Origin of the sequence: Vibrio sp. V08_P9A1T1, assembly GCF_963874405.1 — a bacterium.
GTDB classification, from domain to species: Bacteria; Pseudomonadota; Gammaproteobacteria; order Enterobacterales; family Vibrionaceae; genus Vibrio; species Vibrio anguillarum.
Map to the genome: position 1 here is coordinate 1 of NZ_CAWNIB010000272.1, position 13,122 is coordinate 13,122.

Below are 13,122 nucleotides of genomic sequence, written 5' to 3' on the forward strand. Positions count from 1 at the left end.
CTACAGAAATAATTATGTATTTATCCAGAACAAGTTGAATTTAATGTCAAAAATATAACGGCATAAATGCATATAAATTAAGAGAGATACTATTATGAGTAAGTTATATGTTGGTTCTGAAATTGGTCAATTACGTCGAGTTCTTGTTCACCGCCCAAGACGCTCACTCACTCACCTAACACCATCCAACTGTCACGACCTTTTGTTTGATGATGTATTGGCCGTAGAGCGTGCGGGGAAAGAGCATGATGCGTTCACACAAACGCTACGTGACCAAGGTGTTGAAGTTTTACTGCTGACCGATCTATTAGCCGACACGCTAGCGGTTCCCGTCGCAAAAGAGTGGCTGCTTACTCAACAAGTATCGGATTACCGCCTTGGCAAAACATTTGCGAATGACGTGCGCTGCTACCTCAGCGATCTGCCAAACCTTGAATTGGCAAAAATCCTGACAGGTGGTTTGTCTTACGCTGAAATGCCAATGAAATCCTCTTCAATGATGCAAGGCTTGCATGCACCAACCGATTTCATCATTGAACCACTGCCAAACCATCTATTTACTCGCGATACGTCTTGCTGGGTATACGGTGGCGTGTCAATCAACCCGATGGCAAAACCTGCACGTCAACGTGAAACCAACCATGTGCGTGCGATTTACCGCTGGCATCCAAGCTTTGCGGGCCAAGACTTCATTAAATACTTCGGTGATGACGAGAGCATTAATTACGATAATTCAACCATTGAAGGTGGCGACGTTCTTGTGATTGGCAAAGGTGCAGTACTGATTGGTATGTCTGAGCGCACCACAGCGCAAGGTGTTGAACACTTAGCTGCGGGCCTATTTAAACATGGCCAAGCGAAGCAAATCATTGCGATGGAACTACCAAAACACCGCTCTTGCATGCACTTAGATACCGTCATGACACACATGCGTGAAGACACCTTCTCTGTTTACCCAGAAGTAGTACGCAAAGATGTGAAATGCTGGAGCCTCACAGGCGATGAGTCTGGTGCCGTGAACGTGAAAGAAGAAGGTTACTTCGTTACCGCCATCGAAAAAGCACTTGGCGTTGACAAGCTCAACCTAATCACAACGGGCGGTGACAACTTCAACGCAGAACGTGAACAGTGGAACGATGCAAACAATGTCCTAACCGTCAAACCTGGCGTAGTGATTGGCTATGAAGGCAACACCTATACCAATGAAAAATACGACAAAGCAGGCATCACCGTTCTGTCTATTCCTGGTGACGAATTGGGCCGTGGCCGTGGCGGTGCACGCTGCATGAGCTGCCCAATTGAGCGTGACGGTATCTAGCCCTTAGGTTAATCAAATGGGTTGAGGAAAATCTCCTCTGCACGCCTCAACCCACCTTAGAAGAGATAGAATTATGAGCAAACAAACTGTTGTTGTTGCATTAGGTGGAAACGCGCTACTTCGTCGTGGTCAGCCATTAGAAGCAGATGTTCAACGTCGCAACATTGAAATTGCAGTCAAAACCATTTCCGAAATAGCCAAACACTATAACGTGGTGCTAGTGCATGGCAATGGCCCTCAAGTTGGCCTGCTGGCACTACAAGGTCTCGAATACAAAAAAGTAGCGCCGTACCCACTCGACGTATTGGGCAGTGAAACTCAAGGGATGATTGGCTACATGTTGATGCAAGAGTTCAAAAACATGCTGCCTGAACGCAACATTTCGTGCATGTTGACCCAAATGATGGTCGACCCGAAAGACCCTGCATTTGCCAACCCAACTAAACCGATTGGCCCAGTTTATCAAGAAGCAGAAGCGCGTGAATTGGCTGAGAAATACCACTGGACAGTCAAGCCCGACGGCCAATACTTCCGCCGTGTGGTTCCGAGCCCTCAACCGATAGGCATCGTCGAACATGATGCGATTTCCCAGCTTATCAGTGCCGGTCATTTAGTGATTTGCACTGGTGGTGGCGGTATTCCAGTCAAACGTGAAAACGGCAAATTAGTCGGTGTAGAAGCAGTGATCGATAAAGACATGTCTGCTGCCTTTCTTGCCAAACAATTGAACGCCGACGCGCTGCTCATTTTGACCGATGCTGACGCCGTTTACCTTGATTGGGGTAAACCAACCCAACATGCGCTGCGCAGCACAACGCCAAGCGAGCTTGCCAACTATCAATTTGATGCTGGTTCTATGGGGCCAAAAATTGAAGCCTCGTGCGAATTCATTCAACAAGGCGGGAAAGTCGTTGGGATCGGCGCGTTAGAAGATGGCCTACGCATCTTAGAAGGCACAGCAGGTACCAATATTACGCGTGACTAAAACATTGTTTTTAAAATCTATTTTATAAACCGAATCTGTTTTTAACTTTAAACAAATATTAACGCTTTCTTCCACCCTCTCATCAGAAGCAAGCGTTGCAAATGAGGAAAAGATCATGGCTTTTAACTTACGCAATCGTAACTTTCTAAAACTTCTTGATTTCACTCCACGCGAAATCCAGCACCTATTGGATCTATCCCTTGAGCTGAAAAAAGCCAAATACAACGGTTATGAGCAGCCTCGTCTCAAAGGCAAAAACATTGCACTTATCTTTGAAAAAACCTCAACTCGCACTCGCTGTGCATTCGAAGTAGCAGCATTTGACCAAGGTGCTCAAGTCTCCTACTTAGGCCCATCAGGTTCACAAATTGGCCACAAAGAGTCGATGAAAGATACCGCGCGCGTCTTAGGCCGTATGTATGACGGCATCGAATATCGCGGCTTTGGTCAAGAGATCGTTGAAGAGCTTGGTGCCTACGCTGGCGTACCAGTATGGAACGGCTTAACTGACGAATTCCACCCAACACAAATTCTGGCTGATTTCCTTACCATGATCGAACATGGCCGTGGCAAACGCCTCCATGAAATGAAATTTGCCTACCTCGGTGATGCACGCAACAACATGGGTAACTCCTTGATGGTGGGCGCTGCGAAAATGGGCATGGACATTCGCCTTGTTGCACCAAAAGCGTTCTGGCCAACCGAAGAATTAGTCGCGGAATGTCGCACTATTGCAAAGCAAACAGGCGCGAAAATTACGCTTACAGATGATGTTCAAGAAGGCGTTCAAGGCTGTGATTTCCTTTACACCGATGTTTGGGTATCGATGGGTGAAGCGAAAGAAGCATGGGCAGAGCGCATTGAATTGATGCTGCCTTACCAAGTGAATATGGCGATGTTAAAAGCCACTGGTAACCCACATGTGAAATTCATGCACTGCTTGCCTGCTTTCCACGGCGAAGATACCACCGTTGGCAAAGAGCTTGCGAAAAACTACCCAGTGCTTGCCAAAGGCGTTGAAGTGACCGATGAAGTGATTGAATCTGAGCATTCCATCGTGTTCGATGAAGCTGAAAACCGCATGCACACCATCAAAGCCGTGATGGTGGCCACCTTAGGTAACTAACTTAGGTAACGAATAGTAGATAATGAATCGTCTACTTTATCTCTTTGATGTTGAATCGATGCGAGCTTGAATAAAGCTCGCATTTTTTTTCAGTCAATAACACTCACAAATCACGCTTATGCTTTAGCTGTAAACGCGTAGTAAATAACATCGAAATCAAGCTAATTTCGCATAAAAATCCATTTTCTGGATATTTTCCAAAGAGTATTGCCAGCGTGTTTTTTGTCCGTATAATCCTTCGCAATTTGTCTAAACGGAGCAGAAAATGAACCGCAGCACTCCCCATCAACGCCATCCATTACACCCGGCGCCGGTCGAGTTAGCTGTTTTGTTTTTCTGTTCTGAACGTTATTGAAGCCTCCTATTTTAGGGGGCTTTTTTTTAAGCAAAATTTCGCAAAGGCTAGTAGCCAAAGCGAACCATACAGAGGGAAGACACGTTATGGCGCATTCGTTATTTAACAAGCACATCATTTCCATTCCAGAACTGAGCCGCGCGGAACTGGAGCTGATTGTTGAAACTGCAACAAGGCTTAAAGCGGAACCAAACCCTGAACTTCTCAAAAATAAAGTAGTAGCAAGCTGCTTCTTTGAACCTTCTACACGTACCCGCTTGTCGTTTGAAACGGCAGTGCAGCGCCTAGGCGGCACAGTGATTGGTTTTGATAATGGCGGCAATACGTCACTTGCCAAGAAAGGGGAAACCTTAGCTGACTCGGTGCAAGTTATTTCCTCTTATGTCGATGCATTTGTCATGCGCCACCCACAAGAAGGCGCTGCACGTTTAGCCTCTGAGTTTTCCAACGGCGTTCCCGTAGTCAACGGTGGCGATGGTGCTAACCAGCATCCCACTCAAACCTTGCTCGATCTGTTTTCCATTTATGAAACGCAAGGCAGGCTCGATAACCTTAACGTCGCGTTCGTCGGCGACTTAAAATATGGCCGCACCGTCCATTCGCTCACCCAAGCCTTATCGAAATTCAACAATGTACGTTTCTTTTTTATCGCCCCAGAAGTGCTGGCGATGCCAGATTACATTTGCGAAGAACTCTCAGAGGCTGGCATTGCGTTTAGTTTGCACGCTAGCATTGAAGAGGTCGTGCCTGAACTGGATGTGCTGTACATGACGCGCGTACAAAAAGAGCGCTTTGATGCATCCGAATACGCACACATGAAATCGGCTTACATCTTAACCGCAGAAACATTAAAAGAAGCTCGCCACAATTTAAAAGTGCTGCACCCACTGCCTCGGGTCGATGAAATCACCACCGATGTCGATAAAACACCTTACGCCTACTATTTCCAACAAGCCGAAAACGGCGTTTATGCGCGTGAAGCTTTATTAGCCCTTGTTCTTAACCCAACCTTATAAGTAGGAGATAACATCATGGTAAAAGAGACCCAATTGCAAGTTGAAGCGATTCGTAACGGTAGCGTGATTGACCATATCCCTGCCAACCTTGGGATCAAAATTCTCTCTTTGTTTAAGTTAAATGAAACCAATCAACGTGTGACGATTGGCCTAAACCTACCCTCTTCTGCGTTAGGTAATAAAGATCTGATTAAAATAGAAAACCTTTATCTCACCAAAGAGCAAGCGAACCAATTAGCACTGTATGCCCCGAAAGCCACCGTCAATCAAATTGAAGAGTATAAAGTGGTCAACAAACTGACCCTCACTTTGCCAGAGAGAATTGACAGCGTATTTCGTTGCCCAAACAGCAACTGCATCTCTCATGGCGAGCCTGTCGAGAGCCGCTTTAAAGTGCAACTCAAACAAGAGAATGTGCATCTCAAATGCCACTATTGTGAGAAAGTATTCTCGCGCGAAATCATGACTGAACGTTGCTAAAACAGCACTAAGCGCGCATCCATCGCGTTTACAGCCCTGCCAGCCTCCAGCGTCCTAACTCGGCGCTGGACAACTTCCGAATCTTGCATATTTCCGTGCATATTATTCCATCAAATCAACATAAAACGCCAAAAATCAATCGGTAATCTAGTTTATTATTTGGTGATCCCCCGCAAAAAGCGACACATTGATTAATGTTAAGCTACAGGCATCAATAATAATCCCCCACCACTTATAGAGGGGAAAAGAGCAATGCTCAACCGTTGCGCCATTGGCGTCAAACATAACGTGAACTCACACTCTATGGCTTTGGGAGTGTGCTGGCATGGTAAGGATCACCGATACCCCAGACGCAGTAGCGTGTATAAAAGGAACCGCCCGTGAACAGAAAAATCCCCCACGGCGCAATGCAAACCGATGACAAAACGTTAGCTTCCGCTTGTAAAAAAATCCTACAACAACAAAGTTTTGCTAACCAAAATGAGCTACGACTCAGGCTAATAGAGCTCGGCTACGAAGGCATTAGCCAATCCACTGTGTCACGCTTGCTTTCCCAACTTGGTGTGGTGAAAGTGCAAAATGCGTGCGGCAAAAAAGTGTACTGCATTACGGTCGAAACCGCGCCAGTGCGTGTTGAGTCATCTATCGCCTCACAAATTGAGTTTATCACTCACAATCAATCCACTGTGGTGGTGAAAACTCATCCTGGAAGTGCTCAATTGGTCGCGCGATTGGTTGATATTGATCCCCACACTGAGATTTTAGGAACGGTCGGTGGTAATGACACTGTGCTTATTATTCCCAAAGACATCAATAATATTGAAGCGTGTGAAGCGGTGGTGAAAACTCGCCTAGGTGTCGCTTAACCCCCATCGCCCAGCCAAGTGAGGTCCACAACCTCACTTGGCTTTTCTCGCTTCACTGCCTCATCAGCGACGATTTTTCCATCACTGTGAAACTTATTGCGCCGAAAAGCGGTCTGATTGGGTTAAGATGACACTCACCTAATGAAGACTCGATTTTTGTATGCGCCTACTCTTTTCCTTTGTACTGCTAGCTCTGCTGACACTTTCCCAACCTGCGTTGGCGGTCTTCGGCAATGACAATCCATTCAATAGTGGTAACAACCTCGGTTTGGCCTCAGCCGACAATCAATTTGTCCCAGTTGACCAAGCGTTTCCTTTTCATGCCGAGCAGCAAGGTAAGCAGATCTTCTTAGATTGGCAGGTCAAGCAGGGCTATTACCTCTACCAAGATCGGATCAGTATCAGCGCCGAAAATGCACAGCTTGGTGAAATCGAGATGCTCGATGGTCAGCCATATCACGATGAATTTTTTGGTGATGTGAAGATTTATACTGAGCCACTGTTTGTCGACGTACCGCTCCTCAGTGCAGCAGCGAACGCCAAATTAATTATCCAGTACCAAGGGTGTGCAAAAGCGGGCTTTTGCTATCCACCAGAAACGCGAATTATCGACCTTCAAGCTGTGGCAAGCGATACTCGCTCTGACAACAACACGGCGGCCAATATGGCGAAAAGCGAAACAGATTCGCCAAAAGCGCCCGTGGCTGAACAAGACGGGCTAGCAAACCGCCTCGCCGATTCTTGGTGGACACCGCTACTCTTTTTAGCACTTGGCGTTGGCCTAGCCTTTACCCCTTGCGTACTCCCGATGTACCCAATCCTCACCAGTATCGTGCTTGGCCGTGGTCAACTTTCACAACAGCGCGCGTTGATTTTATCGTTTATTTACGTGCAAGGTATGGCGCTCACTTATACCGTACTTGGCCTAGTCGTCGCTTCGGCTGGGTTACAATTTCAAGCCGCGATGCAGCACCCTTATGTACTGATTGGCCTCAGTACCCTATTTGTGCTACTCGCCCTGTCGATGTTTGGCGTTTATACCTTGCAACTGCCAAGCAAAGTGCAGACGTGGCTAAACAGCCTGAGTAATAAGCAGCAAGGCGGGAACAGTCTTGGCGTGTTTGCCATGGGCGCGATTTCCGGTTTGGTTTGCTCACCGTGCACCACCGCGCCTCTTTCTGGCGCGCTGCTGTATGTCGCGCAAAGTGGCGACCTATTCACAGGGGCGATTGCACTGTATGCCTTAGCTATGGGCATGGGGATTCCGCTGATTTTGGTCGCCGTATTTGGTAACAAACTACTCCCTAAAGCCGGTGGCTGGATGGAGAGAGTCAAAACACTATTTGGCTTTATTTTACTGGCTGCGCCGATCTTCTTACTAGAACGCTTATTACCACCAGTGTGGTCAACGGCGCTCTGGTCCGCGCTTGGGATCGCCGCGTTTGGTTGGCTCTATCATTGTAAAAACAGCTTGCCGTTTGGTGGCTGGAAACAGAGCATGGTTGGCATTATTGCGGTATTGGGTCTGTTTGCTTCAGCGCAACCTGCGTTGGATGTGTGGTTTAAGCCAGAACAAACCAACCTAGCAAGCCGTAGCCATGTCGAGTTCATTCGGGTGAATAATATTGCCGAGCTCAACTTGCAGTTGAGCCAAGCCAAATTAGCAGGTAAACCCGTCATGCTCGATTTCTACGCCGACTGGTGCGTGGCGTGTAAAGAGTTTGAAAAGTACACTTTCCATCAGCAAGAGGTCGCGCAGAAACTGCAAAACTTTGTGCTATTGCAAGCGGACGTCACCAAAAATCAGCCACAAGATATTGAGCTGCTCAAGGCGATGAACGTGCTAGGGTTACCGACGATTGATTTTTGGAATGCGCAAGGTGAACGCGTTTCAAACGCACGTATCAGCGGTTTTATGCCAGCCGATCGCTTTTTAGCGCACCTCACCGCCCACCAGCTTTAAGGTTTACCGATTATTGCCGCCTGTTTGAGCAAGCCATTGCAACCGTCGGCAATAATAGCGCGTGAACGCCATCACTTCTTCTCGAACCGCTTGGCATGCACCACTCTCAGATCAGGCTCAGTCACTACTAAGTATCAGACAAAAAGTGGATACAGTTCAGACTTTTAGCGTATAAAGATTGTTCAGTGAGAGATCGCGGTCAATAATCGATTTAACGACATTGCTAAAAGTGTAAAACGTCATGGATTCGACCTACACCATCATCATTGCTGACGACCACCCTCTGTTTCGCAATGCGCTATTTCAATCGGTGCATATGGCGATAAGCGGTGCCAATTTATTGGAAGCGGATTCGCTAGATGCCCTGTTAGCCTTATTAACCAAACAGAGCGATGTGGATTTGCTGCTGTTGGATCTCAAAATGCCAGGCGCAAATGGGATGTCAGGGCTGATTCACTTGCGAGCCGAATACCCTGATTTACCGATTGTGGTGATTTCAGCCAGTGAAGAACCTTCAGTGGTGGCGCAAGTAAAAAGCCACGGTGCCTTTGGTTTTATTCCTAAATCGAGTGACATGCGTGCGCTGATCTCGGCGCTCAATCAAGTCCTAGCCGGTGACCCATTTTTCCCTGAAGGGCTAATTGCCAATCACGCCGCATGCAATGATTTAACCAAGAAAATTGCCGCCTTAACCCCGCAACAATACAAAGTATTAGGCATGCTCTCTGATGGGCTACTCAACAAACAAATCGCCTATGAGCTTAATGTTTCTGAGGCGACCATCAAAGCGCACATGACGGCTATTTTCCGTAAACTTGGGGTTAAAAACCGCACTCAAGCAGTAATTTTACTCAATGAGTTGGGCGAGTAGTCGGCTACTCGCTCGCTTCATCTAACGTCTCTTCTAAAGGTAATCGTAAACCGACTTTGGTTGCTTGCCAATCGGCCACGTCCGCCACGACCAGATACAGACCTTGCCATTCAAAATGGTCACCCAATACTTGTGTGGCTCCGAGCTCTTGGATCAGCAAATCGTTGAGCGTCATCTCTTGATTGAGGTGTTCAATCGTCAAACCATAATAGGCAGCAACGTCAACGAGTTTTGCATCCACATCCAAAAAGAAGTCACCAAAGAAGCGCTCTAACGAGGCTTTTTCTGGCGCTTCACTAAATAGGTTGCTCAGTGATTCGAGATCTTTCTCCTGTGCTAACACGCACAAGACATCGCCCTCTTGCAACTTGGTGCTGCCCGATGGGTGAAGCAGTTGCTCGTCACGAAACACAGCGGTAATACGTGTTCCTTCAGGCATAGAAAGGTTGCGTAATGGCTCACCAATACACCATTTATCTTGCTTGAGTTTATAGACCAACATTTCCCATTCGCTGCACGGGTATATCTCAACACCGGTACGTGAAATTGGCTCAGGTTTGGGCGGTAGTTCAACGCGAGCCAAAGCGGCCGCTTTCATCAAGGTTCCCCCTTGTACCACTAGCGACACCATCACCACGAAGAAAGCTAAGTTGAAATAGAGCTGCGCATTCGGCAAACCGGCCATCATTGGGAAAACCGCTAAAATAATGGGTACAGCGCCGCGCAGTCCAACCCAAGAGATAAACCACTTTTCACGTGCAGTAAATGCTTTGAATGGCAATAAACCAATCCATACAGAAATGGGGCGCGCAAACAAAATCATACCAAAGGCGAGCGCAAAGCCCGGCACCGCAATGGTCAGCAATTCAGAAGGTGTGACCAATAACCCAAGCACCAAGAACATGCCAATTTGGCTAAGCCACGTCATCCCATCCAGTACGTTCAGAATGGAATAGCGGCAACGAGTCGGTTTATTGCCCAGCAATAAACCCGTCAAGTAGATGGATAGAATACCACTGCCGCCGAGTGAATTGGACAGCGCAAAGATAATCAAACCGCCACTGATGGCCAAAATGGAGTAGAGCCCTTCTGGAAGTTGATTGCTATTAATCAGCTTCCAGAGCAGCCAACCTCCGGCTAATCCAAATAAAGCCCCTAGACCAAATTGCTGGATAAAACTCAGCAGCAAGAATCCTGCGCTGAGATCATCGCCTTGGCTACCCAGAACCGCAATTAATGTCACGGTTAAAAACACCGCCATTGGATCGTTAGTGCCCGATTCAATCTCTAACGTTGAACCGACGCGCTCATTCAAGCTTCTCCCTTTAAGCAGGGAAAAAACCGCCGCCGCATCGGTTGAGCCAACAATCGCACCCACCAAAATACCTTGCAGCAATTCCAAATTAAACAGCCACGCCGCCATCAAGCCGGTGAGAATGGTGGTGATCGCCACCCCAAACGTCGCTAACGAAACTGACGGCCAAAAGGCAATCCGAAAACTGGCAACACGGGTACGCATGCCGCCATCCAATAAGATGATGGCAAGCGCTAAGTTACTGACTAAATAAGCAATCGGATAATTATCAAATAAGATGCCACCGGGGCCATCCTCCCCAGCCAACATACCCACCAATAAAAAAACGAGCAGAATAGGAATTCCTAACTTAGAAGAGACTGGACTTAACAACACACTTAATGCAATCAGCAAAGCACCTACGAGAAAAAAACCATTGATAGCGATTGCATCCATATTCCTTCCTTATTGATTTAATTATTATTGATTGAATAACCAACATAAATTCGCGTTCCATTGTGCCTTAGTTTAATCCGTTTTTAAGACAACTTTATGTAAACATTGATCGTTTTTATCGCGGCATGAATAACCAACCACATAAAAAATCGTTAACTCGCCATGAGCAATTTTCCAATCAAGAGCTTATGATCTTATACTTTTGGCTAATTTAACATTTACTCAACATAAGAAAGGCCTTCTAAATTGAGGAATTTCATTTAGTTACAATGAATTAAAAAAAACAACCTCCCGACTAAAGTTGCACAGACCCACCACCCTTTCACTGCTATCTTAATTTCGTAACATTAAATTAACACTACGATATGCAAACCGAAGGAGAAGGTCATGGCGTTCCAATCAACCGAACATGCTCAAGCCTACTGGAAGGAAAACTTGGGAATTATGGGCTCACTGCTGGCAGTGTGGTTCTTGGTATCATATGGTGCAGGCGTTCTTTTCGTCGACGCACTTAATACGATTCATTTAGGCGGGTTCAAACTAGGGTTCTGGTTCGCACAACAAGGGTCCATCTATACCTTTGTCGCCTTGATCTTTATTTACGTTGTGCGCATGAATGCGCTCGACAAGAAATACAACGTGCAGGAAGACTAAGAGGTTTACGAAATGGATATTCAAACTTGGACGTTTATTCTGGTCGGTATTACGTTTGCACTCTATATCGGCATTGCCATTTGGGCCCGTGCAGGATCGACCAGTGAATTCTATGTTGCTGGCGGTGGTGTTCACCCTGTTGCCAACGGCATGGCAACCGCAGCGGACTGGATGTCAGCCGCTTCATTTATCTCAATGGCGGGTATCATCTCGTTCATTGGCTATGATGGTACCGTGTACTTGATGGGCTGGACAGGCGGCTATGTGTTATTGGCGCTTTGCCTTGCACCTTACTTGCGTAAATTTGGCCAGTTCACCGTGCCAGATTTTATCGGTGAGCGATACTACTCAAAAACCGCGCGCATGGTGGCGGTATTTTGCGCCATCTTTATCTCGTTTACTTATGTTGCGGGGCAAATGCGCGGCGTCGGGGTGGTATTCTCTCGTTTCCTCGAAGTGGATATTAACGTTGGTATCGTCATCGGTATGGGGATCGTGTTCTTCTATGCGGTACTCGGTGGCATGAAAGGCATCACTTATACGCAAGTTGCACAATTCTGCGTGCTCATTTTCGCCTTCCTTGTTCCCGCCATTTTCACCTCGATCATGATGACAGGTAACCCTCTGCCACAAATTGGTATGGGCTCAACCATTACCGGTACCGATGTTTACCTACTCGATAAACTCGATGGCTTAACTCAAGAGCTCGGCTTCACCGCTTATACCGAAGGCAACAAGAGCACGGTTGACGTGTTCTTTATCTGCGCAGCCTTGATGGTGGGTACTGCTGGTCTTCCTCACGTCATTATTCGCTTCTTCACTGTGCCTAAAGTGCGTGATGCGCGTATCTCAGCAGGTTGGGCATTGCTGTTCATCTCTTTGTTATACACCACAGCGCCAGGTGTTGCTGCTTTTGCTCGCGTGAACATGATTGAGACCATTAATGGCCCAGACATGCAAGGCGTACCCGCAACAGACGCGCCTACTTGGTTTAAGAACTGGGAGAATACTGGCCTTGTAAGCTGGAAAGATAAGAACAACGACGGTCGTATGTTCTACTCTGGCGATGAGCGCAACGAGATGAACATTAACCGTGACATCATCGTATTGGCGTCTCCTGAACTGGCAAAACTGCCAAACTGGGTGGTTGGCTTGCTCGCAGCTGGGGGTTTAGCTGCTGCGCTTTCGACAGCTGCAGGTCTTTTATTGGTTATCTCGACGTCAATTTCTCACGACTTATTGAAGAAAGGCTTCAAACCAAACATGACCGATAAACAAGAGCTGTTAGCCGCACGCTTAGCCGCCATCATTGCGATTGTGGGTGCTGGTTACCTAGGCATTAACCCACCGGGTTTTGTGGCTCAGGTGGTAGCGTTTGCCTTCGGATTGGCAGCCGCCTCCTTCTTCCCGGCCATTATTTTGGGCATCTTCTACAAGAAGATGAATAAAGAAGGCGCGATCGCGGGCATGGTCGCAGGGATTATCTTTACTGCAACCTACATCATCTACTTCAAATTCATTAACCCGGCAGCCAGCACGCCAGATAACTGGTTGTTTGGTATCAGCCCTGAAGGCATTGGTACGTTAGGTATGTGTTTGAACTTCGTGGTATCGATTGTGGTGAATAAATTTACCGCAGAAGTTCCAACCGAAGTGCAAGAAATGGTGGAGTCAATCCGCTTCCCGAAAGGCGCGGGGCAAGCTCACGACCACTAATCTTCACCTGCGAGCGTCATGC

11 protein-coding genes are annotated in these 13,122 nt (G+C 47.1%); 10 read left to right on the plus strand and 1 reads right to left on the minus strand.

The annotated features are described in order from the left end of the window. The first annotated feature begins 94 nt into the window (after positions 1-94). From arcA to AACT21_RS12885, 8 genes are all read left to right on the plus strand, one after another. The gene (arcA, locus tag AACT21_RS12850; protein ID WP_017046788.1) at positions 95-1,318 is read left to right on the plus strand and encodes an arginine deiminase; all 1,224 of its coding nucleotides are present in this window, start codon (positions 95-97) and stop codon (positions 1,316-1,318) included. Positions 1,319-1,391: 73 nt separating this feature from the next. Further along, entirely contained in the window at positions 1,392-2,303 is a 912-nt protein-coding gene (gene arcC / locus AACT21_RS12855) for a carbamate kinase (RefSeq protein ID WP_013855827.1), read from the plus strand. A gap of 115 nt (positions 2,304-2,418) precedes the next feature. After that, a complete protein-coding gene (locus tag AACT21_RS12860; protein ID WP_013855826.1) occupies positions 2,419-3,429 on the plus strand; it encodes an ornithine carbamoyltransferase in 1,011 nt (336 codons plus the stop codon). Between the two features lie 441 nt (positions 3,430-3,870). Further along, positions 3,871-4,800, plus strand: coding sequence for an aspartate carbamoyltransferase (gene pyrB / locus AACT21_RS12865; RefSeq protein ID WP_017042200.1), 930 nt, complete (start codon positions 3,871-3,873; stop codon positions 4,798-4,800). A 15-nt stretch (positions 4,801-4,815) separates the two neighbouring features. After that, entirely contained in the window at positions 4,816-5,280 is a 465-nt protein-coding gene (gene pyrI, locus AACT21_RS12870) for an aspartate carbamoyltransferase regulatory subunit (protein ID WP_017042201.1), read from the plus strand. A 407-nt stretch (positions 5,281-5,687) separates the two neighbouring features. Beyond that, positions 5,688-6,146, plus strand: coding sequence for an arginine repressor (locus AACT21_RS12875; RefSeq protein WP_088718009.1), 459 nt, complete (start codon positions 5,688-5,690; stop codon positions 6,144-6,146). 160 nt (positions 6,147-6,306) lie between these two features. Continuing rightward, entirely contained in the window at positions 6,307-8,109 is a 1,803-nt protein-coding gene (locus tag AACT21_RS12880) for a protein-disulfide reductase DsbD (protein ID WP_094164659.1), read from the plus strand. 241 nt (positions 8,110-8,350) lie between these two features. Continuing rightward, entirely contained in the window at positions 8,351-8,980 is a 630-nt protein-coding gene (locus AACT21_RS12885) for a response regulator transcription factor (RefSeq protein ID WP_013855820.1), read from the plus strand. A gap of 4 nt (positions 8,981-8,984) precedes the next feature. Here AACT21_RS12885 and AACT21_RS12890 read toward each other — a convergent pair whose 3' ends face one another. Beyond that, the gene (locus AACT21_RS12890; protein WP_013855819.1) at positions 8,985-10,730 is read right to left on the minus strand and encodes a potassium/proton antiporter; all 1,746 of its coding nucleotides are present in this window, start codon (positions 10,728-10,730) and stop codon (positions 8,985-8,987) included. Between the two features lie 387 nt (positions 10,731-11,117). On the opposite strand from AACT21_RS12890, the gene AACT21_RS12895 reads away from it, so the two are divergent. Both AACT21_RS12895 and AACT21_RS12900 read left to right on the plus strand, forming a co-directional pair. Beyond that, positions 11,118-11,384 (plus strand): DUF4212 domain-containing protein, encoded by a 267-nt coding sequence (locus AACT21_RS12895; RefSeq protein WP_013855818.1) that lies wholly within the window; start codon positions 11,118-11,120, stop codon positions 11,382-11,384. 12 nt (positions 11,385-11,396) lie between these two features. Next, positions 11,397-13,100 (plus strand): sodium:solute symporter family protein, encoded by a 1,704-nt coding sequence (locus tag AACT21_RS12900; protein ID WP_013855817.1) that lies wholly within the window; start codon positions 11,397-11,399, stop codon positions 13,098-13,100. Positions 13,101-13,122 lie beyond the last annotated feature (22 nt).

Bases quoted from the DNA above. Each gene is read 5' to 3' on its own strand.
- arcA (WP_017046788.1), top strand. From the start codon at position 95: ATGAGTAAGTTATATGTTGGTTCTGAAATTGGTCAATTACGTCGAGTT.
- arcC (WP_013855827.1), top strand. From the start codon at position 1,392: ATGAGCAAACAAACTGTTGTTGTTGCATTAGGTGGAAACGCGCTACTT.
- AACT21_RS12860 (WP_013855826.1), top strand. From the start codon at position 2,419: ATGGCTTTTAACTTACGCAATCGTAACTTTCTAAAACTTCTTGATTTC.
- pyrB (WP_017042200.1), top strand. From the start codon at position 3,871: ATGGCGCATTCGTTATTTAACAAGCACATCATTTCCATTCCAGAACTG.
- pyrI (WP_017042201.1), top strand. From the start codon at position 4,816: ATGGTAAAAGAGACCCAATTGCAAGTTGAAGCGATTCGTAACGGTAGC.
- AACT21_RS12875 (WP_088718009.1), top strand. From the start codon at position 5,688: ATGCAAACCGATGACAAAACGTTAGCTTCCGCTTGTAAAAAAATCCTA.
- AACT21_RS12880 (WP_094164659.1), top strand. From the start codon at position 6,307: ATGCGCCTACTCTTTTCCTTTGTACTGCTAGCTCTGCTGACACTTTCC.
- AACT21_RS12885 (WP_013855820.1), top strand. From the start codon at position 8,351: ATGGATTCGACCTACACCATCATCATTGCTGACGACCACCCTCTGTTT.
- AACT21_RS12890 (WP_013855819.1), bottom strand. From the start codon at position 10,730: ATGGATGCAATCGCTATCAATGGTTTTTTTCTCGTAGGTGCTTTGCTG.
- AACT21_RS12895 (WP_013855818.1), top strand. From the start codon at position 11,118: ATGGCGTTCCAATCAACCGAACATGCTCAAGCCTACTGGAAGGAAAAC.
- AACT21_RS12900 (WP_013855817.1), top strand. From the start codon at position 11,397: ATGGATATTCAAACTTGGACGTTTATTCTGGTCGGTATTACGTTTGCA.